This window comes from Streptomyces sp. SAJ15, from assembly GCF_007595705.1.
Classification (GTDB): Bacteria; Actinomycetota; Actinomycetes; order Streptomycetales; family Streptomycetaceae; genus Streptomyces.
In genome coordinates, this window is sequence record NZ_NISY01000018.1 from 1 (window position 1) to 22,676 (window position 22,676).

At 71.2% G+C, this 22,676-nt stretch carries 18 protein-coding genes; 7 read left to right on the plus strand and 11 right to left on the minus strand.

Annotated elements, in window-relative coordinates:
- Nucleotides 1-196: integrase core domain-containing protein (locus CD790_RS30415; protein WP_144385609.1), on the plus strand; the 196-nt coding region annotated here is incomplete at its 5' end.
- On the opposite strand, the gene CD790_RS30420 is transcribed toward CD790_RS30415, so the two are convergent.
- A complete protein-coding gene (locus CD790_RS30420; protein ID WP_144386612.1) occupies nucleotides 197-2,152 on the minus strand; it encodes an APC family permease in 1,956 nt (651 codons plus the stop codon).
- Nucleotides 2,153-2,517: 365 nt separating this feature from the next.
- Here CD790_RS30420 and CD790_RS30425 point away from each other — a divergent pair, with 365 nt between their 5' ends.
- The 3 genes from CD790_RS30425 (at nucleotide 2,518) to CD790_RS30435 (ending at nucleotide 8,315) form a co-directional block, all read left to right on the plus strand.
- Nucleotides 2,518-3,654, plus strand: coding sequence for a hypothetical protein (locus CD790_RS30425; protein WP_144386613.1), 1,137 nt, complete (start codon nucleotides 2,518-2,520; stop codon nucleotides 3,652-3,654).
- Between the two features lie 193 nt (nucleotides 3,655-3,847).
- A complete protein-coding gene (locus CD790_RS30430; protein WP_144386614.1) occupies nucleotides 3,848-4,981 on the plus strand; it encodes a hypothetical protein in 1,134 nt (377 codons plus the stop codon).
- 160 nt (nucleotides 4,982-5,141) lie between these two features.
- A complete protein-coding gene (locus tag CD790_RS30435) occupies nucleotides 5,142-8,315 on the plus strand; it encodes an ABC transporter substrate-binding protein (protein WP_144386615.1) in 3,174 nt (1,057 codons plus the stop codon).
- A gap of 30 nt (nucleotides 8,316-8,345) precedes the next feature.
- Here the strand turns inward: CD790_RS30435 and CD790_RS30440 are convergent, their stop codons facing one another.
- Complete coding sequence (locus tag CD790_RS30440) at nucleotides 8,346-9,392, minus strand: LLM class flavin-dependent oxidoreductase (RefSeq protein ID WP_144386616.1); 1,047 nt, start codon at nucleotides 9,390-9,392, stop codon at nucleotides 8,346-8,348.
- 378 nt (nucleotides 9,393-9,770) lie between these two features.
- Complete coding sequence (locus tag CD790_RS30445; protein WP_144386617.1) at nucleotides 9,771-11,249, minus strand: PLP-dependent aminotransferase family protein; 1,479 nt, start codon at nucleotides 11,247-11,249, stop codon at nucleotides 9,771-9,773.
- 95 nt (nucleotides 11,250-11,344) lie between these two features.
- Here CD790_RS30445 and CD790_RS30450 point away from each other — a divergent pair, with 95 nt between their 5' ends.
- A complete protein-coding gene (locus CD790_RS30450; protein ID WP_186319311.1) occupies nucleotides 11,345-12,889 on the plus strand; it encodes a DUF885 family protein in 1,545 nt (514 codons plus the stop codon).
- Nucleotides 12,890-12,891: 2 nt separating this feature from the next.
- Entirely contained in the window at nucleotides 12,892-13,527 is a 636-nt protein-coding gene (locus CD790_RS30455; RefSeq protein WP_260868020.1) for a LysE family translocator, read from the plus strand.
- A 180-nt stretch (nucleotides 13,528-13,707) separates the two neighbouring features.
- Here CD790_RS30455 and CD790_RS30460 read toward each other — a convergent pair whose 3' ends face one another.
- The 6 genes from CD790_RS30460 to CD790_RS30480 all read right to left on the minus strand — a co-directional run bounded on the left by CD790_RS30460 (nucleotide 13,708) and on the right by CD790_RS30480 (nucleotide 18,904).
- Nucleotides 13,708-14,157, minus strand: a complete 450-nt coding sequence (locus tag CD790_RS30460; RefSeq protein WP_144386620.1) for a DUF523 domain-containing protein — start codon at nucleotides 14,155-14,157, stop codon at nucleotides 13,708-13,710.
- 93 nt (nucleotides 14,158-14,250) lie between these two features.
- Entirely contained in the window at nucleotides 14,251-15,207 is a 957-nt protein-coding gene (locus CD790_RS30465; RefSeq protein WP_186319313.1) for a sigma-70 family RNA polymerase sigma factor, read from the minus strand.
- A gap of 22 nt (nucleotides 15,208-15,229) precedes the next feature.
- Nucleotides 15,230-15,391, minus strand: a complete 162-nt coding sequence (locus CD790_RS34975; RefSeq protein ID WP_186319314.1) for a hypothetical protein — start codon at nucleotides 15,389-15,391, stop codon at nucleotides 15,230-15,232.
- A gap of 46 nt (nucleotides 15,392-15,437) precedes the next feature.
- Nucleotides 15,438-16,658: an NAD(P)/FAD-dependent oxidoreductase gene (locus tag CD790_RS30470; RefSeq protein ID WP_144386622.1), complete on the minus strand. Its 1,221-nt coding sequence runs from the start codon at nucleotides 16,656-16,658 to the stop codon at nucleotides 15,438-15,440.
- A gap of 380 nt (nucleotides 16,659-17,038) precedes the next feature.
- Nucleotides 17,039-18,463, minus strand: coding sequence for an RtcB family protein (locus tag CD790_RS30475; RefSeq protein ID WP_144386623.1), 1,425 nt, complete (start codon nucleotides 18,461-18,463; stop codon nucleotides 17,039-17,041).
- A 72-nt stretch (nucleotides 18,464-18,535) separates the two neighbouring features.
- A complete protein-coding gene (locus tag CD790_RS30480) occupies nucleotides 18,536-18,904 on the minus strand; it encodes an archease (protein ID WP_399218499.1) in 369 nt (122 codons plus the stop codon).
- 388 nt (nucleotides 18,905-19,292) lie between these two features.
- Between CD790_RS30480 and CD790_RS30485 the strand changes: the two genes are divergently transcribed.
- Nucleotides 19,293-20,162, plus strand: a complete 870-nt coding sequence (locus CD790_RS30485) for a universal stress protein (protein WP_144386625.1) — start codon at nucleotides 19,293-19,295, stop codon at nucleotides 20,160-20,162.
- 174 nt (nucleotides 20,163-20,336) lie between these two features.
- Here CD790_RS30485 and CD790_RS30490 read toward each other — a convergent pair whose 3' ends face one another.
- Nucleotides 20,337-21,056, minus strand: coding sequence for a TrkA family potassium uptake protein (locus CD790_RS30490; RefSeq protein ID WP_260868015.1), 720 nt, complete (start codon nucleotides 21,054-21,056; stop codon nucleotides 20,337-20,339).
- On the minus strand, nucleotides 21,049-22,419 hold the full coding sequence (locus CD790_RS30495; protein ID WP_144386626.1) for a TrkH family potassium uptake protein: 1,371 nt from the start codon (nucleotides 22,417-22,419) through the stop codon (nucleotides 21,049-21,051). Before CD790_RS30495 ends, CD790_RS30490 begins: the two co-directional genes overlap by 8 nt.
- Between the last annotated feature and the right edge of the window lie 257 nt (nucleotides 22,420-22,676).

Here is a 22,676-nt window from a genome sequence, read left to right on the forward strand (position 1 = left end):
CAACGGCAAGGTCGAACGCTTCAACCGCACCCTGCTGGAGGAGTGGGCCTACGCCCGCCCCTACCACTCAGAGCAAGAACGACGCGCGGCTTTCGGCGAATGGCTGCACACCTACAATCACCACCGCGGACACACCGCGCTGAAAGGCCAACCACCCGCCAGCCGCGTCCCCAACCTCACAGGGCAATACAGCTAGCTAGCCGACGTGGACGCGGGGGCGGCGGTCCCGGTCGGACTCCGCCTCGCGCAGTATCTCGCGGGTGACCGGGGCGATCTCGCCCTGGCCGAAGAGGAAGAAGCGGAGGAAGTTCACGAACGGGTTGCCCTCGGTCCACTCGAAGTAGACGTGCGGGCGGGTGCCGGTCATGTCGCGGGCGTGGATGAGAAGGGCGGCCAGCGCGTTGGGGACGGAGGAGCTCTCCACGGTGAGGACGCGGTAGCGGTCGTGGAGGACCTCGCCGCGGACGGTCAGCCCGGCCTCGAACTCGGACGGGTCCGTCACGGTGACCTCGATGAAGACGAAGTCCTCGGTGGTCGGGAGGTCGTTGTCGGTGCGGATCTGGTCGATCTTCTCTCGGTACTCGGTGATGTCCCGCTGGTCCGGCTCGTTGGCGATGAACCGCGGGGTGCGGCTGGAGATGTCGCGGATGAACCGCTCGGCCATGTCGTCGAGCTCGACATGCGTCACCCGCAGCTCGAACGCCCGGCCGAGCCGGGAAAGCAGGGAGATCAGGATGATGCCGGCGATGAAGCAGGCACCGATCTTCACGCCGTCCGGGCGCTCGATGATGTTGACGACCGTGGTGTAGAGGAAGACGGCGGAGATCACGCCGAACCCGATCGTCCAGCCGCGCTGCCCGGCCTTGCGGGCGGCGATGGTCACGGCGATGGCCGCGGAGCAGATCAGGACCAGGACACCGGTCGCGTAGGCCCCGCCCTGGGCGTCCACGTCCGCGTCGAAGATCCAGGTCACGAGGAACGCGACCAGCGTGAAGACGATCACCATGGGGCGCACCGCGCGGGCCCAGTGCGGCGCCATGCCGTACTTGGGCAGGTAGCGGGGCATCAGGTTGAGCAGGCCGGCCATGGCGGACGCGCCCGCGAACCACAGGATCAGGATGGTCGACACGTCGTAGACCGTGCCGAAGCCGCTGCCCAGGTACTCGTGGGCGAGGTAGGCGAGAGCGCGGCCGTTGGCGCTGCCGCCCGACTCGAACTCCTCGTGCGGGATGAGAACGGTCGTGATGAAGCTCGTGCAGATCAGGAACACGCTCATGATCAGCGCGGCCGTGGTCAGCAGCTTCTTCGTGTCGCGGATACGGCCCGCGGGCTTCGCCTCCGTGTCACCCGGGTCGCCCTGCACGTGCGGCATGACCGCCACACCCGTCTCGAAGCCTGACAGGCCGAGCGCCAGCTTCGGGAAGACGATCAGCGCCACGCCGATCATGACGAAGACGTTGCCGTGCTCCTGGGTCAGAGCGGCGGTCCAGTCGGTGACGACATGGCCCTCGGTCAAGACGTGCCACACGCCGGTGACCACCACGACCGCGTTCAACGCGAGATAGACCCCGACGAGCGCCACGGCGACGCCGATCGCCTCCAGGAAGCCCTTGAGGAACACCGCCCCGAGCAGCGCGATCAGGACCATGGTGATCAGCACCTGCTTGTCGTGCAGGGCCGACTCCAGGTGCGGGTTCTCCACCAGATGGGTCGAGGCGTCCGCCGCCGACAGCGTGATGGTGATGAGGAAGTCGGTCGCGGCGAAACCCAGAAGGGTCAGGACGAAGAGCTTGCCCTTCCAGAACGACAGCAGCCGCGACAGCATCGCGATCGATCCCTCGCCGCGCGGGCTCTCCTCCGCCACCCGCCGATAGACCGGCAGCGCGCCCGCCAGCGTCACGATCACGAGCACGATCGTCGCGATGGGGGAGAGCAGGCCGGCGGCCAGAGCGGCGATACCCGGCTGGTAACCGAGGGTCGAGAAGTAGTCGACACCGGTCAGGCACATGACCCGCCACCACCGCTGCCCCTGGTGCGCGGCCTCCGGGGCGCTCTCCACGGGGCGCGAGGGTTTGCCCTTGCCCATGTCGGACAGGCCCTCCAGCATCCACGCCCGCAATCGGGTGGTACGAGAGTTGTTCGTGGTGCCCATCGGATGTCCTGGGTGTTCGTAGGCGATCGTTTCCGGCCATCACGCGGACGGCCGGGCAAGCCTAAGCAGAGCACCCGTCGCAGACCTCAGGTCCGGCGTCAGGAAAGCGTCAAGATGGCTCGGACGGGCGTCGGATACGTCACACCATCGGTTCGGCGTTCATCTGTCCGTGCGCTCGACGGTCCCGCGAGCGAAGGGGCGGCGGGCCGGTGTCCGGGTTCGGGAACTGTCGGGTGGTCTGCCTGTCCCGTACTGTGCGGTAGCAAGGGGGGTGCCGTCGCTGTCGGCAGCGCGTCACGAGGCGTGGGGTCCGTTGGCGGCGGCAGCCACGAACACGACCACAGGGGGGTCTGGTGTTACGTGCGATGGCGAGTGCGGCTCTGGCGGGAGCGCTGGTGCTGGTTCCTGGTCCGGCCGCCCAGGCGGACGCGGGCGCCGTGGTGGGGAAGGTGATGCACCAGCTGAAGGGGCCCGAGGGCTATCCGACAACAGGAGCGCATTTGCTGAACAACGCCGGCCAGGTCGTCGGCACCGCTCAGGGCGCTCAGGGCCCGATCCTCAACCTCCGGTGGGAGGCCGACGGGTCGTTCACACGGCTGGCTGACCTCGGGGGCCTCGCACACGGCACGGCTATGCACGCCGAAGCTCTCAACGATCACGGGGTCATCGCGGGCCACGCTTACACCCCCGATCTGAGACAGCATGCCGCGACCTGGGACGCGACCGGCGCGATCCGGCGTCTGGAGGAGCCGGCCGACTTCCTGGAGAGCGCGGCCACGGACATCAACGACAGTGGTGTCGCCGTGGGGTACGTCGGCAGGTACAGCACGAACCGCGCGGTCCGCTGGGACCGTGACGGACGGGCGACTTTCCTGGAGGAGCTGCCCGACGCCCTGCGCAGCCACGTCTATCGCATCAACGACAACGGCGAGGCCATCGGCGAGATCGCCTTTTCCATGTACCACTCGGTCGGGGTGCGCTGGGACGCCGAGGGCAAGCTCAAGGTCCTCAAGAGCAAGGACGGACCGGCTGGCGGGTCGGACATCAACAACCGCGGCACGATCGCCGGCGTGTCGTTCGACCCGGCCACCCACACGTACGTGGCCGCCCGGGCACTGCGGTGCTGCGACTTCCGCCCGATGCAGGGCGCGAGCCCCGACAGCCGGATCATCGACGTCAACAACCGCGACGTCTTCCTCGGCAGCAACAAGATCGACGGCAAGGTCGAGACCGTACGCTGGGACAACACCGGCGGTATGACCGTCCTGCGACCCGCCCCGGGTACCACGGACAAGTCCGTGTATCAGCTGAACGACGCCGGTGTCGCGGTCGGGAGCTCGGACCGTCATGCCGCCTACTGGGATGCCAGCGGCGTGGGACAGCACCTGCCGGTCGAGTCCGACATCCGGCAGTCCTATGGCACCGCGATCAACAACAGTGGTCACGTCCTCGGTATGACCGTGGACTGGGACGGGATACGCCTCGCCACAGTGTGGAAATAGGGCGCCCGGGCACTACTGATGCCGTGACGAGCAGCGCCCGGCCGGAGTAAGGCCCATGGCCGCCGGATCGGCCTTCCCACAGTCCACGGCCCGGTAACGGACCTCCGGCCCGTGCGAGCGCAGCCGCGAAGGTGTTTCGTGAAACTTGAGTCACATGCTGTCGGAGAAGAGGCGGAGTTCAGTGTTACGTGCTGTGACGAAGGCAGGGCTGGCGGCTGTCCTGGTGGTCTCATCGGGGACCGCGGGGCAGGCTGCGGAGAGCGGCGCGTCGGCCGGCCGGGTGATGTACGAGCTGCCGGTGCCCGACGGGTACGGGGATTCCCACGCCGAGCTGTTCGGCAACTCCGGCCACGCTGCCGGGTGGGCCCGTGACAGTCAGGGAGAGCTCAGACACATACGCTGGAACCCCGACGGATCCTCGGTCGCCCTGGTAGGTCTCGGCGGGAACTGGGACATGTTGAAGGCCGTGAACGACGACGGGATCGTCGCTGGTGTCTCCAGCACGAGCGACACCGTCAGCCACGCCGTAACCTGGGACGCCTCGGGCGTACCGAAGCGCCTTCGGGAGCCGGAAGGCTACCTGGCGAGCAACGCCGAGGACATCAACAACGCCCACGTCGCAGTCGGTTTCGCTTCGATCGACAACACCGCCTGGGCGGTGCGATGGGAGCGGGACGGCGCGCCGGCCTTCCTGGAGAAACTGCCGCACTCGAGCGGCAGCTCCGCCTCCCGTATCAACGACAACGGCGAAGTCATCGGCAAGGCGTGGTTCAGGGGCGGCACTGAGGTGGCGGTGCGCTGGGACGCCGCTGGCAAGGCCATGAACCTCGGCATCAAGGGACAGGCCGCTGTGGCCGCCGACATCAACAACCGCGGCACCGTGGCGGGCCAGGCCTTCGACCTGGCTTCCGAAAAGCACTACGCCGCGCGTGCGCTGCGCTGCTGCGTCTTTCGCGCCATGGATGGCCCGAGTGAGAACGGCTGGCTGTTCGATGTGAACAATCGCGATGTCTTCCTCGGCAGCGCCACCGTCGACGGCCGTCCCGAGAACGTGCGATGGGATGGCAACGGCCTCGTCGTCCTGCGGCCCGTTCCCGGGACCACAGAGTCCACGGTGACCTCACTCAACGACACAGGCCTCTCCGTGGGCAGTTCAGGCCGCCGCGCGGCGATCTGGGACGCGAGCGGGCAGGGCACCCACCTTCCGGACGAGAAACCCGGCGACATCACAACGAGCTCCCATGCCCTTCTGATCAACAACGCGGGCCAGATCCTCGGTGATCGGAACACGATGAACGGACCGCGTCGCGCTGTGGTCTGGCGCTGAACGGCCGGCGGCACTCTGGCCGCCCCCCTTCGCTGGCATCAATCCGTTCGTCCAGGTGATGGAGGAGTTCGTGAGCGGGGCACCGGGGTCTGATGTAATCGTCCCCGGGTGATCCCCGGAGCTGGGATCACCGGAGGCAGGATCACCGGCTGGGGGGACGTTGGAAGAGCTGGGCGCCGCAGACCCGCGGCAGGTGGGGCGCTACCGGATCCTCGCGCGCCTCGGCGCGGGCGGCATGGGCCGGGTGTATCTGGGCCGTTCCACCAGCGGCCGCATGGTCGCCGTGAAGGTGGTGCGCGCCGAACTCGCGGAGGACCCCGACTTCCGGCGCCGGTTCGCCCGGGAGGTCGAGGCGGCCCGACGGGTGACCGGGTTCTTCACCGCGGCGGTCGTCGACGCCGACCCCGAGGGCTCCCCCGCCTGGCTCGCCACCGCCTACGTCCCCGGCCTGCCGCTCGACGCGGCGATCCGTGCTCACGGGGCGTGGCCCCGACGGTCGTTACTCGTCCTGGGGGCCGGCCTGGTCGAGGCGCTGGAGGCCATTCACGCCACGGGGCTGATCCACCGGGACCTGAAGCCGTCGAACGTGCTGATCGCCGCCGACGGTCCGCGTGTCATCGACTTCGGCATCTCCATCGCCACGGAGGCGAGCGTCCTCACCCGGACGGGCATGGTGATCGGCACGCCCGGCTTCATGTCGCCCGAGCAGGTGACGGGGCGACAGATAGGCCCCGCCAGCGATGTGTTCTCGCTCGGCGCGGTCCTCGCCTTCGCCGGAACGGGTGCGCCGCCGTTCGGTATCGGATCGCCGCACTCGGTGAACTTCCGCGCCGTGTACGAGGCCCCCGACCTCCAAAGGCTGCCCGCAGACACCGACTTCATCGGCCGGTGTCTGGAGAAGGACCCCCGCGATCGGCCCACGGTGCCGGAACTCCTCGCGGAGTACGCCCGGTTGCTCGGCGAGTCGGATGGACAGACCTACGGGGGCGGGCTGCCCAAGGAGACCGCCTGGCTGCCGGAGGCGGTGGCCTTGGCGGTCACCCGCCCGGCCGGTTCCGGTGCCTCGCCTGCGGACGCGCCGGCGGGCGCGCCGGCGGACACCCCGGGCGGTGCGGACGGTGCCGAGGCTGCCGGCGCGGAGGGCGGTGCCGGGTCGGCCCCCACTCCGCCCGACCCCCGGGACGCCCTGGCCAAGAAGCCCACGCCGGCCCCGGCCATGCCCGCCACGCCGGCCCCCGTCACGCCCGCCATGCCGGTCCCGACCAGGCCCGCCGTGACGCCGGCCGCACCGCTGCCGCCTCCGCCGCTGCCCTCGACCTCACCGCCCGTACCGACGCGGCCACCGGACCGGACGCCGGACCTGGCACCGGAGCGGAGTCCGGCCCCGGCCTTCCGCCCGGCGGCCGCCGCGACGCCCCCGCAGCACCTCGTTGGTGAGTCGGCCCTCGCCTCCCCGTGGACGCCCGCCTCTCCCGCCGCCACCCCCGGCCGTCCCGCCGCCCGCCCGGGCGGCCGGGCCCGGGCTCACCGCATCGTCGCGATCGCCGTCGCGGCGGTGCTGGTCGGCGGCGGCATCAGCGCCCTCGTCGTCAACCTGGGCAAGGACAAGAACAACAACACCGGTACCGGGAAAAGCAGAGGGTCGAGCTCGCCCTCCGGCGACACCACCCCCGCCGCCGGCTTCGACGCCGCCGTCGACACGGTGGTCAACCCCTCCTCGAAGAAGGGCGGCACGCTCCGCCTCGCGACCGCCATCGACGCCGACTCCTGGGACCCGGCCCGCGCCTACTACGGCTGGGTCTGGAACATGCAGCGGCTCTACAGCCGCACGCTGCTCACCTACGACGCCAAGCCCGGCGCGAAGGGCCTCGAGCTCGTCCCGGACCTGGCCGAGGCGCAGCCCGACGTGTCGCCCGACGGAAAGACGTACACCGTCAGGATCAAGTCCGGGCTGACGTTCGAGGACGGCACGCCCATCACCTCCCAGGACGTCAAGTACGCGATCGAACGGACCTTCGCGCTGGACGTCATCGACGGTGGACCCACCTATCTCATGGAGCTTCTGGACCAGGGCCAGAACTACCGGGGCCCGTACAAGGACAGCGGCGGCACCGGTCTGAAGTCGGTCGAGGCGCCGGACGAGCGGACACTCGTCTTCCGTCTCGACGCGCCCGACTCGCGGTTCCCGCACCTGCTGGCCATGGGCGCGACCGCCCCGGTGCCCAAGTCCAAGGACACCGGCGCCCGTTACGGCTTGAAGCCGGTCGCGTCGGGGCCGTACCGGTTCGACTCGTACAGCCCGGGCAAGTCGCTCGTCCTGGTGCGCAACCCCCGCTGGAACCCAGCGACCGACCCGGTGCGCAAGGCGCTGCCCGACCGCATCGAGCTGACCGTCTCCGCCGCCCCGGAGCAGGTGGCCGCGCACCTCATGGCGGGCACCGCCGACTTGGACGCGTCACAGGCCGGCCTGCCCCCGGCCGCCTCCGCCAAGCTCATGGCCGACCCGAAACTGAAGGCCAACGCGGACGCCCCCTTCTCGGGCGTGATCCGAACCGTCGCGATGGTGTCCAACACGGCACCCTTCGACAACAAGCACTGCCGCAAGGCCGTCCTGTACGCGGCCGACACCACCGCCCTCCAGACCGCGCAGGGCGGTCCGACCACGGGCACCCGCCACGGCAACATGCTGCCCCCGACCGTTCCGGGCAGCGATGCCTACGACCCCTTCGACCTCACCACGGGCAAGCCCCGGCTCGCGAAGGCCAAGGAGGAGCTCGTCGCCTGCGGACGCCCGAACGGCTTCACCACCAAGCTCGTCGTACGCAACAACAGGCCCAAGGACGTGGCCTCCGCCGAGGTGCTCCAGCAGGCTCTGAAGGCCGCGGGCATCCAGGTCGAGATCGAACAGCTGGAGTTCAGGACGTACCTCGACACCGTCGGCAACCCCAGCGCGGTCGAGAAGAAGGGCTACGGCCTCATCATGACCAACTGGGGCTCCGACTTCCCCCACGGATCCGGCTTCCTGCCGCCGCTGGCCGACGGCCGCCTGATCCTCCCGAGTGGCAACACCAACCACGCCCAGGTCGACGAGCCGGCGATCAACACCCTGTTCGACCAGGCGACGGCGGAGACCGACCCCGACAAGGTGACCGAGCTCTACCGCAACCTCAACCACAAACTCACCGACGGCGCCCATTACCTCCCGGTCGTCGCCGTGAGATCCCTCAACTACCGCAACCCCCGCCTCACCAATGTGTACGTCAGCCGGGCCTACGGCATGGTCGACGTCCAGGCGGTCGGGGTCGACGGGGGCGACGGGGGCGACGCGGGCTGAGCCCTGCCGACGGCCGTCCTTCGCCGCGTGTCAGGCCAGCAGCCGTGCGAACTCCGCCATTTCGGTCTCCGGGTCCACCACGGGCTGGATCACCAGCTCATCGACTCCCGACTCCTCCAGCACGTTGATCCGCTCGGTGACCTCGCCCCTGGTACCGACCAGGCCGAATCTGTCCACCAGGGAGGGCACGATGAGCTCGCGGTCCTCGGGGGACAGCCGACCCAGGTAGTTGCGGTAGAGCGCCTGGTGAAGCTTGGGATCGGTGGGGGTGGTGCCGCGCGACTGGAGCAGACGGTCGACAGCCGCGGCCTCTTCTGGAGGGAGGGCCGCGCGGAAGGCGGGGTCCTCCGCGCCGAGGATCAGTGCGCTCAGCGCGATGTGCCCCATCGAGTCCTTGACCGGATCGCCGTAGCGGTCCTCGCCGTCGGCGAGGACATGCAGGGAGGACATGAGATACGAACGCGTCTTCTCGGCGCTGCCCGCCTCCCGCGCCGCCGCCCGCCGGGCCTGGCCGAGGGCGGACCACGCCGCGGGATCGTGCATCCCGAAGGAGATCACTCCCGCGCCGAGCCGGCCGGCGACCGCGGCAGCCTTCAGGCCGAACGCGGCCACGACGAACTCCACGGGCGCCTCGGTGTTGACGTACGGCCCGACGTGCAGGAATCGCACCCTGCTGGACCGGGTCCCCTCGCGGTAGTCCGACTCGCGGCCCGCCGTGAGATCCTGTAGGGCGGCCGTGAACGACTCCAGTTCCGCCATCTTCGCAGGCCGCATGCCGAGCGTACGGCGCGCCGTGTTGCCGGTGCCGACCCCGCAGACGATACGACCGGGGGCGAGGGCGTTGAGGCTGCTGACGGCCGCCGCCGCGGCGGGCGCGGAACGCAGTGCCGGTGAGGTGACGCCGATGCCGAGCCTGATCCGGTGGGTGGACTTGGCGCAGAGTGCGAGACTCACGAACGGATCGCCGTGGAGCATCGGCGTGTCGTACACCCAGAAACTGTCGAAGCCGAGTTCCTCCGCGCGGGCGGCCAGGTGTTCCACACCCGGCCCTGCTGTCATGACGATGCCGGTCCGCATGGCGACTCTCCTCGCCGTCGAGTGAGGTGGCTGAACCACTCCCGTTGCAGTGCGCTGTCGTCCACGGTCAAGAGCACGCTCCCCAGTGCGCCGGTGGGCCTACCGCAGCGGTTTCAGGATCGGGGAGGTGCCGCGCGCACACGGGGGCTTTCGTGCGGAGGACCCGCGGGTGGCGCAACGAGCGGGCACCGGTGAGGAGTTGTCGAGTCGGCTGATCATCACCGGCGAAACGGTCGACGGGGTGCCGACCGAGTCCGGGGGTGGACGACGAACCTGGCCTTCCCGCCCCGGCCCGTTTCCACACATCGGGGCGTCGACGGCGCTCTCGTTGTCCCAGCGAAGCCCCGTGGTGTTCGCCCGACCAGCGCCCCGGTCACCTCACACCAGCAGTTCGGAACCGCCCGGGGTGGGGCCGTGGCGGCGTAGGTCGGCCCAGGCGCGGGCGAGCCGGCCCACGGCTTCGGTGAGGACGTCGACCGGATAGGTGAAGGGCAGGCGGATGTAGGTGTCGTGGCGGCCGCTGGGGTCGGTGGCGCGCCCCGGCACCACCTCCACCCCGTGGCGCAGGGCGACCTGCGCGAACACGCGGGCGTCGACGCCCGGCAGCTCGATCCACAGCGCCGACCCGCCGTCGGGCGGATCCCATCGCCAGTCCGGGACCGACCCCGCCAGCAGCCCGGTCAGATGACGCAGCCGGCGGGCGGCGGACTGCGCGCGGGTGTGTTCCAGTTCCGCCAGCCGAGGCAGCAGCCGGGCCGCGATCGCCTGGTCCAGGGCGGGGGTGCCGAGGTCGGCCAGCGCCTTGTGCCGAGCCAGTCGGGCGGCGACGGGCACGTCCGCGCGGACCCAGCCCACCCGAAGTCCTCCCCAGACCGACTTGGACAACGAGCCGATCGTCAACACCTCGTCGTCCGGGGCGGCGAACGCGGACATCGGGGGCGGGAGTTCGGCGGCCGGGCCGAGCCGCCCCGAATAGGCAAGGTCCTCGATGACGACCACACCGTGCCGCCCGGCCAGTTCGACGATCCGGCGGCGGCGTGCCGCGCTCATCAGACGGCCGGTGGGGTTGTGGTAGCAGGGCATGACGAACAGCAGATCCGGCCGGCACTCGTCGAGCGTGGCGGCGAGCAGGTCCGGCCGCATCCCCTCCTCGTCGAGCGGTACGCCGACGACGCGGGCGCCGAGTCCGGAGAACAGGTCGAAGCAGCCGGGCCAGCTGGGGGACTCGACCACGACCGTGCTGCCTGCCCGTAGGTACATCCGGGCGGCCAGCGCGATCGCCTGGTGCGCGCCGGTGGTCACCACCACCGCCTCCGGCGCGGTGGGCAGGCCCAGGCCCGTGAGGTGGGCGGCGATCCGCTCACGCAACCCGGGGAGTCCGCGTGGGTGGTAGCCGGCGCCCTCCAGCAGATGGGGGAGATCCTGTGCCATCACCTCCTGGAGCGCGTCGACGAGTTCGGGTGCCCCCGCGTCCGCGGCGTACGCCAGGGAGATGACGCTTCCGGGACCCTGGGACAGCCGCGCGAAGACGGAGTCCGCCGCTCCCCGAAGGAGTCGGTGATCGGGTCGGGAACGGCCTCCGCCCGCCTGCCGCACGACCCGGGTCCCACTGCCCCGACGGCTGACGAGGACCCCGGCGGCGCGCAGCTCGTCGTAGGCGGCGACGACGGTCGAGCGGCTCACCGACAGCGCCGCCGCGAGCCCGCGCTCCGACGGCAACCGGGCGTCGGGCACCAGGTCGTCCTCGTCGATCAGACGGGCCAGCGCGTCCGCGAGACCCCGGTACAGGGCTCCGTGGTGCGCCCAGTTGTCGGGCAGCAGCTCGACCAGCCGTGCCGGCTCCCGCGAAAGGTCCACTTCGGCTCCTATTGGCCCGGGTGGTCCGCGCCCACCTCGGATTGGCTTGGTCACAGACCTACCACATGGCCATCCAACAGCAGGGAGAACTCCCGATGCCTCTCGCCGTCCCGGCCCGTCTGCGTGCCGTCCTGGACGCGTCCGTACCGGCCGCCCGGCACGAAGCCGGACGACATGAGTACGACGGCTGTCCACAGGACCTCTCCGAGGCGGGCGTCGGACGCGCGCTGCGGAACATCGACGCCGCCGGCCGCCTGGCGCCGATGGAGCCAGACCCGCTCGATGAGGGGACGCTCGCGGCGTTCGAACGGGCGGCGCGCGTCCGTTTCGGCGACCTGGCGATGCACCGCCGCGACGCGTCTCTGCACATCGACAACCTGGACCTGAGCGGCTACGACCATCCGTATGCCCCCGCCGACCTGCGGGCCCGGGCCCGGCGGGCCCATCTGGACGCCTGGCCCGACCTGGTGGCCAACGCCGTGGCCACGCTCGACCGGGTGCCCGCGGAGCAGGCTCGCGCGGCCCTGCCCGCGGTCGAGGGCCTGCGCCACCTGCTGCGTCCCGCCGGAGAGGACCCCGCACCGGAGCAGCCGGCCGCCCGGGCGCTCGATCGGCTGCGGCACCATCTGCGGCGGGCGGCAGAGACGGAGGGCGAGTCGCCGGTCCTGGGGGAGGAGGGGCTCACCCGGATGTTGATGGCCACCGAAGGCACCGAGGTGGACCTCCAGCGGCTGGCCGAGCGCGCCGACACCGAGCGTCTCCGCCTCCGGGAGCTGTTGGAGGAGAGCTGCCGCCGCATCCGCGCCGACGCCACCGTGGCCGACACGCTGAGCACATTGGACGAGGACCACCCCACCGCCGACGGCCTGCTCGCCGCCACCCGCGAGGCGGTGCGAACAGTGCGGGCCTGGGCGGCCGGTGCCGGGCTGGTGCCGGGCGAGGTGGGCGAGTGCACGGTCGGCCTGCTCCCGGAGTCGCAGGGGCACCAGGTCGCCACCATGACGGCTGCGGCGCCCGAGGAGCCGGACCGGCCCGGCCGGTTCCTGGTCCGGTGCCCGCCCGCCACGTGGTCGGCCGCCGACCGCGACCGCTGGCTGCGCACCTACAGCCGCTTCCAGCTGCTGAACATCGCCGTTCACGAGGTCGCCCCCGGTCACCTGACGCACGGCCGTGTCCTGCGGCGCAATCCCAGCGTGGTGCGCCGCGGCCTGCGGTCGTACGCGACGAGCGAGGGATGGGCGCACTATTGCGAGGAGATGGCGCTGGAAGCCGGATTCGGTGACGGCGACCCCCGGTACGCGGCGGCCGTCGCCCGCGACGCACTGCTCCGGCTCACCCGTCTGAGATGCGTCATCGGGATGCACACCGGGGAGCTCACCCGGGCGGAGGCGGCCGGGTGCTTCCGGACCGACGCGTTCTCCCCGCCCGGGCTCGCCGCCCAGCAGGCCCTTCGCTGCCTGCTCGATCCGCAGGCGGGCGACTACGCCCGCGGGAAGTTCGCAATCCTCGACCTGCGGGACGAGGCCCGCCGGCGCTGGGGCTCCGGCTTCTCCCCGAAGCGCTTCCACACCGCTCTGCTCGGCCTCGGAGCACCGCCGCTCGGCCTGCTCCCGGCGCTGCTCGGGGAGGCGGGGCGTTGAAGGTGCTCACCGACCCCGGGCACCTGCTGCTCTTCGTCGCCGCATCCGTCGCGCTCATCGGGCTGCCCGGGCCGAACGTCCTCTACATCTGCACCCGCAGCATGACCCAGGGAACCGCCGCCGGGCTGGTCTCCGCGCTCGGCGTGGAGACCGGCACACTGGTGCACGTCCTGGCCACCGCCTTCGGGGTCGCGGCACTGGTCTCCGCCCAACCGTGGGCGCTGGAGGCCCTCACCCTCCTCGGTGCCGGCTACCTCGCCCACCTGGGAGCCCGGTCACTGGCCGAGGCACGCTCCACCGACCGCGCGGACGGCACAGCCGCCCCGACCCACCGGCTGCCGCGCGTGTACGGCCAGGGAGTCCTCGTCAACGTGCTCAACCCGAAGGTCATGCTGTTCTTCCTCGCCTTCCTCCCCCAGTGGGTGAGCGAGGGGGCCACCGGCACCCAAGCCCGTACGGAGATGCTCGTCCTGGGCGCCATCACCTTCCTCCTCGGTCTGGTCATGGACCTGGCGTACGCGTCGGCCGCCGGTGTGCTGGGACATCGGCTGCCCACCCGGGCCCTCACCGGTCGCTCCGCCAAGTACACCGTGGCCGCCGTGTACTTCGGCCTCGCGATCACCACTGTACTCACCTGACATCGCCCACGCGCGTGGCGCGGCGCCGCCGGCCGCTCTCCGCGGGCGGTGTCCGGGCGAAGTACGCCGCGGGCGACACCGACGCGGCCGAGCTCTGTCAGCAGGGCGTGCCCCGCGGATTTCGTGGCGGCTACCCGACCCTCACCCGCTGCCACCGGCTGACCGCCAGGACAGGCGACTTCACACGCCGGGTGCGGGCCGCACGGCGACCCCGTTGCGCTCAAGCAGCGCCGCCGTCACCCCGTCACCCGGCACCAGCTCCCCGGCGAATGACCCGTCGTACACCACACCCCGGCCGCACGAGGGACTGCGTGGCATCAACAGGGCCTCCGTGCAGCCCGCGTGCCGCGCCGCCGCGAGTGCGCGCCGTGCTCCGTCCACGAACTCCGCTGTCACGTCACGCCCGGTGTCTTCAACGACCCGCGCCGTCCCGTCGAGCACGTCGTGCCCGTCGCCGCCCACCAACTCCGCCGGCCGCCGCGGTGTCGCGAGCCCGCCCGCGACCTCCGGGCAGAAGGAGACGACTTCGCGACCGGCCACCGCCTCCTCGATCTCCGAGGACGCCTTGTGACGCCCGTCGAACCGGCACGGCACTCCGCGCAGACACGCGCTGACCAGGATTGCTTCCATACCGCCAGGCTAGCCATGCGGTGGGCTGGCGCGGTCGTCGGCCTACGGGGCGAACAACCCGCTGAGCGGGCGCTGCGCCCGGCCCCGGTCGGGTCACCACTGAGCGATGAGCGGAGTGTCCGGTCCGTGCTGCCGCCAGGCTTCGGTGAGGCGGACGAGGCGCGCGGGGGCGGAGATGCCGCGCACGGTCGCGATCTTGCCCCCTGCGACGTCGAACGTCACGGCGCCGACAACCTGGTCACCGAGCACGAAGAGGATGGCGGGGGCGCCGTTGACGAGCGCGTAGTGGATCGCCGGTGTGCCGCCGGCCAGTCGCCGCTTCGCGGGTGTGGGTTTGAAGCCGGCCCGTACGACGGCGGCGACGCGCTGCGGAGTGTCGTACCGCAGCAGCTTCTCGGCCAGGCCGCCAGCGCCGTCGGAGATCGCGATCACGTCGTCGGTGAGCAGCGCCACCAGCCGTTCGGTGCGGCCCGAGGAGGCAGCGGCGAGGAATTCCTCGACGATCCTGCGGGCGGATGCCGGGTCTGCTTCGCCGCCGCCGCGGCGAGCGGCGGTGATGCGGCGCCGGGCCCGGTGGAGGTGCTGCTGGCTTGCGGACTCGGTGATGTCGAGGATCTCGGCGATCTCGGCATGGTGGTAGGCGAACGCTTCGCGCAGCACATAGACGGCCCGTTCAAGGGGGGAGAGGCGCTCCATGAGCGTCAGCACGGCCAGGGAGACCGACTCACGCTGCTCGAAGGTGTCGGCCGGGCCGAGCAACGCATCGCCGTCAAGGAGCGGTTCGGGCAGCCAGGCGCCGACGGCGCGCTCGCGGCGGGCCTGTGCCGAGCGGAGCCGGTCCAGGCACAGGTTGGTGACGACCTTGGTCAGCCATGCTTCGGGCACCTTGAGCCGCTGCCGGTCCGCGGCCTGCCAGTGCAGAAACGCGTCCTGCACCGCGTCTTCGGCGTCGGTGGCGGAGCCCAGCAGCCGGTACGCCAGCGAGGCCAGCCGGGTCCGGCTGGCCTCGAACCGACCGGTGTCGAAGCGATCGATGGCGGTGCTGTCCACGCGGACCACCCTAAGCATGTTTTCAGAAGCGGATCGAGGGGTCGGCTGTTCTGGATGTGCGGACGTGACAGAGGCCGCTCAGGCGGGCCGTCTCGGCACGCGCTGCCGGGACGCCGTCGAGTTCGCCGGTCAGGGGGATGAGCGACGGGTTGCCGTTTGCGACGATGGATTCACCGGTGACCACGGGGTCGAGTGACTCAAGGTCGTGAAGCACGGCCTGGGTGCACGGCTCAGTGCGGTTGGGGACGCGACCACGCGACTGCCTTCTCGGCGGATGCGTCCTGCGCGTCGGCCAGGCGGTGCTTGCGCTTGGGCAGGCCGAAGGTCGGGTGCGAGGTGGCCCACAGCGACATCCTGAGGATGCCCGCCTTGATCCGCGCGGCCTTCCGGCCACCCACGTACTTCGGCTTCGCCTGCCCTTCGTCGTCGACCATCTGCAGGATCCCGTCCCGCCGCCCGAGGCTGATGTGGTTGCCCACGTACTCAAGCCTGGTGTTCGCGATCTTACGGCCGGTCAGAGGTCCCACGATCGCGTCCACGGCCTGCCGGCCGGTGTAGCCGGCCGAAGCGCAGGACATCGGCAACGGCCGGCCGTTGTCGCCGATGGCGTAGGCGCTGTCGCCGACGGCGTAGACATTCGGGTGCGAGACCGACCGCATCATGCGGTCGACGACGATCCGCCCGTTCTCCGTGACCTCAAGACCGCCGGCGGCGGCGATGGGACTGACTGCGAACCCGCCCGCCCACACGGTCGCGTCGGAGGCCAGGGCGGTGCCGTCGGCGCAGAGCACCCGCGCGGCTTCCACGGCCTCGACGGTGGTGTGCTCCCAGACGGTGATGCCCATCCGCTCGCAGGCCCGGTGCAGGTGGCCGCGGGCTCCAGCGGAGAGCGGGGCGCCCAGCTCGCCGCGGGCGACCAGCGTCACCGACAGGCCGGGCCGGGATTCGGCGATCTCGGTGGCGGTCTCGATGCCGGTCAGCCCGTCGCCGACGACCAGCACACTCCGGCCTCCGTCCCGCCTGCTCAGGCTGTCCAGGCGCTCCCGCAGACGCAGCGCGGAGGGCCGGCCGGCGACGTCGAAGGCGTGCTCGGCCACGCCGGGGACGCCGTGGTCGGCACCGTGACTGCCGAGCGCGTGGACAAGCGTGTCGTACTCGATCTCGCCACCGCCGGCGGCGTCGGCCACGGCGACCACCCGGCGCTCGGGGTCGACGGCGGTGACACGGGCCAGGCGCAGCCGTATCCCCGTGCCCGCGAAGACGTCGGCGAGCTTCGGAGCCTCGATCTCCTGGCCGGCCGCGAGCTGGTGCAGCCGCAGCCGCTGGACGAAGTCCGGCTCGGCGTTGACCACGGTGATCTCGGTGTCCGCCGGGGACAGCCGGCGGGCCAGGGTGCCGGCCACGTAGGCGCCGGCATAGCCGGCGCCGAGGACGACGACGCGGTGCTTCATGTGATGCTCCTGTCGGTTCGCTTCGCTCTTCGTGAGTTGAGCGGGACAGCGCCCCGATTCCTGACAGGGATCGCATATGGCGTGCGTCACAGAACGGCGGCCGCGGAAACGCGAGAGGACCCCGGCGCCTCGCCGGAGTCCTCTCGCCGTTCGTGTGCGTGTCAGTGACTGCCGGCGAGTTCGCCGGTGAGCTTGCCGTGGATGTCGGCACTCGGCTCGTTCAGCCCGCTCTTGCCTGCACCTTCGGCCGCGACCAGCGCCCCAAGCGGGTCCGGCCGCGGACCCGCCGCAGCAGGGGCCGGGCAGGCTCGCGAGGCGAACCCGACGGCGATTCACGCAGGTGCCGGGGTGCGACTCAGGACGTGTACGCCCGACGGTGTTCACCCTTTGACGACGCCGAGCGGAACCAGGCGGACGACCAGCCGGGCCAGCCCGGCCCCCTCGGCGGCGACGGCCACGGCGTCGACGTCCTTGTAGGCGGCGGGGGCTTCCTCGGCGAGCCCGCGCCAGGAGGACGACCGGACGGCGATGCCGTGGGCCTCCAACTCGTCGCACAGTTGCTCGCCGCGGACCTGGTGCAACGCATGGTGGCGGCTCCACACGCGTCCGGCGCCGTGGCAGGCGGAGCGGAACGCGTCGTTCTCCGGGGTGCCGACCATCACGTAGGAGGCGGTGCCCATGGTGCCCGGCACCAGTACGGGCTGCCCGGCCTCGGTGAGGTCGGCCGGCAGGTCCGGATGGCCGGGCGGGAGGGCCAGGGTGGCGCCCTTGCGGTGGACGCACAGCCGGCGCGGGACGCCGTCCACCTCATGGGTCTCGATCTTGGCCATGTTGTGCGAGACGTCGAACACCAGGTCCAGGCCCACCCCGGACGCGACGGCGAACGCGTGCCGCGTGGCCTGGGTGAGAAGTTGCCGGTTGGCTCGGCCGTAGTTGGCGGCGGCGGCCATCGCGCCGAGGTATTCGCGGCCCGACGGGGACACGACCGGGGCGCACGCCAGCTGTCGGTCGGGGACGCGGATGCCGTAGGCACGCAGCGAGTGGTCCATGGCCCGGACATGGTCGGTGCACACCTGGTGCCCCAGGCCGCGTGAACCGCAGTGGATCATCACGCACACCTGACCGGCACGCAGTCCGAAGGCGGCAGCGGTGGTCGTGTCGTACACCTCCTCCACAGCCTGCACCTCCAGGAAGTGGTTGCCCGCGCCCAGACTCCCCACCTGCTGGAGGCCCCGGTCCACGGCCCGCTGCCCGACCTGTGAGGGGTCGGCCTCCGCCAGCGCGCCGTGGTCCTCGCAGCGCGCCAGATCCCGTGGCACCCCGTGACCACATTCGACCGCGTACTCGGCCCCGCCCATGAGCAGCTTCTCCATCTGCGGGCGTCCGGACAGCTTCCACAGGCCGCCGCGGCCCACGCCGCGCGGGATCGTGTCGCCGAGAACGTCCATGAGCGTGCGCAGTCGGGGCGCGAGCTGGCCTCGGTCGGTGTCGGCGGCGAGCAGTCGGACGCCGCAGGATATGTCGAACCCCACTCCGCCGGGCGAGACGACACCGCCGTCCTCGATGTCCGTGGCGGCCACCCCGCCGATCGGGAAGCCGTACCCCCAGTGCACGTCGGGCATGGCGAAGGAGGCGCGGACGATGCCGGGGAGCGTGGCCACGTTCGCCACCTGCTCCAGCGCCTTGTCCCCGGCGGCCTGCGGCAGCAGCTCCCGCGTCGCGAAGACGACCCCCGGCACGCGCATCGGGCTCCGTCGCTCGATACGGAACCGGAACGGACCCTCTTCCACCAGCGCGATGTCCATGTCCGTCACCTTCCACGCCTCGGCCGCGCACGCGCCCGGGAAAAGCGGCCAGGGTCCCTGCTCAGCCGGGGCTCACACGTCGAGCGTCACCGAGCAGGTCCAGCCGTCCGGCCCGCGGGTGAACTCCAGCTCGTGCAGCGTGACCGCCTTCGGCGCGGCGCCGGTCACCGGAAGCGAACCGGCATCAGCCATGTGCAGACCGGCGCGCAAGCCGCCGGGTACGGTGGTCAGCTCCATGTCGACGGGGACTTCGCCCTCGGTGTCGAGCCAGTACACGACCTCCTCCAGCAGGCCGACCAGCACGTCCTCGTCCCTGTCCGCCCGCACCACGACGTCCCGCGTGCGGACGCCGACGGCCCCCGTCAGGTTCAGGAACGACTCGCCGACACCCCGCACCGCCTGCGCCAGGCATTCCTCACGGGTCGGTGCCCAGGCCTCCACCCGCAGGTCCGCGGTATGCGGAACGCCACGGTGCCCGGCGCGCTGCGCGGAACCTTCCGGCCGCATCACCCTCCAGGTTTCCCCTCACGAGTTCGTATGCACGAACCATGCCTCCATCGTCGCCCCGCCCGGGCGGGCACGCGCGTCGAACCTCCTCAGGACCGTGCCAGAGGCGACCGGTCCAGCGGCGCGCCAGATCGAGCACCAGACGCGGCGACTGCCAGGTGGGTGCCCCGCTCGCAGCGGAGGCCGGCGGCGCGTCGCGGGGCTGGTGCACATCCGCGCGACCTGCGTAGCGTGCTGAGACGTAGGTGGTCGCAGCCGAGGCTGACGTAGGTGGTCGCAGCGGAGGCTGCCGCCACCCGGGACGCAGACCGGTGGAGGAGTGATGACAGACACCCGTGTACTCCCGGTCGTCTTCGGCGTCGACGCCGCGAACCAGGACGCCGCCCTGGACTGGGCGACCGACGAGGCCGCCCGCCGCGGGGTGCCTCTGCAGTTGGTCCACGCGGTGCTGCCGGCGACCCATCACGTGCGCGGCGTCGAGGAGACCGCCCGACACAAGGCCCTGCGACAGCTGGGGGACGTGGCGGTCGACAGGGCCACGGTCCGTGCCCGTGCTCGGCGGCCGGAGCTTGAGGTGACCACGTTCATCGAGGACGCCAACCCCGCGCAGGCGCTGGTTCGGCGGTCCGCACAGGCGGGACTGGTGGTCCTCGGCTCGCGTCGGCTGGGACGGCTGGCGGAGGTGCTCAGTGCGGCGTCCACGACCGTTCCCGTCAGCGCGAACGCCGCCTGCCCGGTGGTCGTCGTACCGGAAGCCGAGCGCACGGTGGAGGAGCCGGCGTACCTCGTGGTCGGGGTGGACGGCAGCCCGTCGGCCGGCGCGGCCCTGGATTACGCCCTGGAAGACGCCTCCTCGCGAGGTGTCTCAGTGCGTGCGGTGTGGGTGTGGCAGCGCCCCCTGCTGGGATCCCTCGACGAGCATGCCGCTCTCGAGGTCTGCCGTGGGCAGCTCCATGAAGCGACTGCGGGGCCGTCCGCCGCCCACCAGGACGTGCCGCTGAGCCACACGGTGCTGCGGGGACATCCGGTCGAGACGCTGGCCGGGGCCGCCGAGCACGCCCTCGTCGTGGTCGTCGGCCGCGGTGGCAGGGAGGGCTTCACCGGCATGCGACTCGGCTCCGTACCGCACGGCCTGCTACACAGGGCCGTATGCCCCGTGGCCACCGTGCCCCCTTCCGCCCCACCGGAGTGAGCAGCGGACAGAGGCCGAGCGTGAGAGCGCCTCGGCCGGGGCGGCGCGGGGAGGAGGGGGGCGGGGCGGTCCCTCGCGTCGTGCCCGGTCGGGGGGCGTTAGGAAGCGCACGGCGGCGGCGGAAGCCGAGGCCGACCCGGCCACGCTGAACGTGATGGTCGGCGTCGGCCGGGCTCAGTCGAGCGCGCAGAACGACTCCACGGCCGTGGTCTTCCCGGTGAGGACGATGACATCGCCCTTCTGTACCACCGTCTCCGCCGTGGCGTGGGTGAAGTCCTCTCCCATGCGTTTGATGCCGACCACGGTGACGCCGTAGGTGCTGCGCAGTCGGCTCTCTCCGAGCGGAATGCCGCGTACGACGCTGGGCGCGATGGTCTTGACCAGGGCGTAGTCGCTGTCGAACTGGATGAAGTCCAGCATGCGCCCGGTCACGAGGTGGGCGACGCGTTCGCCCATCTCGTGCTCGGGGAGCACCACGTGGTGAGCGCCGAGTCGCTCCAGGATCTGGCCGTGCTGTCGGCTGACGGCCTTCGCCCAGATGTTGGAGACGCCGGCGTCCAGCAGGTTGGCGGTGACCAGCATGCTGGCCTCGATGTCCGTGCCGATGGAGACGACGGCGCTGGTGAACTCGTTGACGCCGAGCTGGACGAGCGCTTCGGGGTCGGTGCAGTCGGCGACCGCCGTGTGGGTGAGGGTGTCGCTGTACTTCTGGACGAGACGGTCGTCGCTGTCGACGCCGAGGACGTCCCAGCCACGCCGCATGAGCTCACCGGCCAGGGAGTGGCCGAACCGGCCGAGTCCGATCACCGCGAGGCGCTGGTCGCGGTGGAGTGGCGGCTGCTCCATCAGTCGCTTGCGCCGCCGTCGGCGCAGGGATTGCAGGTAGTTACCCAATGACAGGTCGCTCCTCGGGAAGGCGGTAGCGGCGGGTCCGCTCGCGCAGGGCGAGCGCGGAGACCAACGTGACCGGGCCGAGACGGCCGACGAACATCAGCAGGATCAGGATGAGCTGTCCGATGGTGGGCATGTCGGTGGTGATGCCGGTCGACAGGCCCACCGTGCCGAAGGCCGAGACGGCTTCGAAGAGCACCGCCTCCGGCTGCTCGTCCGTCACGGTCAGCAGGGCCATGGTGGAAGAGATCACCAGTCCCACACCCAGCAGCGCGACGGTCAGCGCCTGGCGGAGGACGTGGGGTGGGAGCCGCCGCCCCAGGATGACCGCATGGGGCTCCCCGCGCGACTCGGCCACGATGGCGGCCGCGAGGACGGCGAACGTCGTCACTTTGACGCCGCCCGCCGTGCCCGCGCTGCCGCCGCCGATGAACATCAGCATGCACATGAAGAGCAGTGTCGCGGGGTGCAGTGCGCCGGTGTCGATGCTGTTGAAGCCCGCCGTACGGGTCATCGCCGAGGTGAAGAACCCGTTCAGCAGCTTCTGGGCACTGTCGAACGGGCCCAGCGTGCCGGGGTTGGTCCACTCCAGCAGACAGATCATCACGGTGCCGGCGGTCAGCAGCACGACGGTCGTGATCAGAGTCAGCCGGGTGTGCAGCGACCAGTGGCGCCGGCCGGTCAGCCGACGGCGCCCGCGGTGGCGGAGCAGCTCCAGCAGTACGGGGAAGCCGATGCCGCCCAGGATGACGGCCGCGGCGATGGGCAGCGTCACCCACGGGTCCTGCCGGTACTGCGACAGGTTGTCGACATGCAGTCCGAAGCCGGCGTTGTTGAAGGCCGACACGGAGTGGAAGAGGCCCTGGTACGCGGCATCCCACGGAGCCCGGTCGTAGCCGAAGCGGAAGCGCAGGGCGAGGGCGGTGGCCAGGATCAGCTCCACGACCACGGTCGTTCCGGCGACACCGAGCAGCACCCGGCGCACGTTCCCGATGCCCAGACTCTTCGTCTCCGCCTGCGCGGTGAGCTGCATGCGCAGCCGCAGCCTGCCGGAGACCAGAAGGGCGAGCAGTGAGGCCATCGTCATGATGCCGAAACCGCCGAGCTGGACCAGGCCGAGGATGACGCCCTCACCGAAGCCGCTCCAGTACGAACCGGTGTCCACGACCGCGAGCCCGGTGACACAGACCGCCGACGTCGAGGTGAACAGGGAGGTCACGAAGCCGGCCCCGCTCCCGCCCTCGCTGGCGAGGGGCAGCGAGAGCAACGCCGTGCCGACCAGGACCACCACGCCGAACGCGAAGACGACCGTACGCGCGGGATGGGAGGTGAAGGCCCGGGGCAGCAGCCTCACGCGTTCGTCCACCGACGGATCTCCTCGTCGCCACCCTTCCGATGCGCTGTGTACGCGACCTTAACGGCATCGTGACCGCTCACCTAGGCACGTCGGCCTCGTGGCGAGTCCATATCGCGGCGAGCGGTGTGCACACCGTTCTGGACGCCTTCGTCGAGGACGCGGAGGGGCCGGGCACCGGCCGCGCGCGGCGGATCTGCTGGTCTTCCGCCGGGCTGGCATATCGGATCCGTTAAGACCAGCCGTCGTCTCAACTCCCTCCCCGACCA

Excerpts from the sequence above, each read along its gene's own strand:
- CD790_RS30420 (WP_144386612.1), bottom strand. The coding sequence starts at position 2,152 with ATGGGCACCACGAACAACTCTCGTACCACCCGATTGCGGGCGTGGATG.
- CD790_RS30460 (WP_144386620.1), bottom strand. The coding sequence starts at position 14,157 with ATGGAAGCAATCCTGGTCAGCGCGTGTCTGCGCGGAGTGCCGTGCCGG.
- CD790_RS30425 (WP_144386613.1), top strand. The coding sequence starts at position 2,518 with ATGGCGAGTGCGGCTCTGGCGGGAGCGCTGGTGCTGGTTCCTGGTCCG.
- CD790_RS30450 (WP_186319311.1), top strand. The coding sequence starts at position 11,345 with ATGCCTCTCGCCGTCCCGGCCCGTCTGCGTGCCGTCCTGGACGCGTCC.
- CD790_RS30470 (WP_144386622.1), bottom strand. The coding sequence starts at position 16,658 with ATGAAGCACCGCGTCGTCGTCCTCGGCGCCGGCTATGCCGGCGCCTAC.
- CD790_RS30485 (WP_144386625.1), top strand. The coding sequence starts at position 19,293 with ATGACAGACACCCGTGTACTCCCGGTCGTCTTCGGCGTCGACGCCGCG.
- CD790_RS30475 (WP_144386623.1), bottom strand. The coding sequence starts at position 18,463 with ATGGACATCGCGCTGGTGGAAGAGGGTCCGTTCCGGTTCCGTATCGAG.
- CD790_RS30440 (WP_144386616.1), bottom strand. The coding sequence starts at position 9,392 with ATGCGGACCGGCATCGTCATGACAGCAGGGCCGGGTGTGGAACACCTG.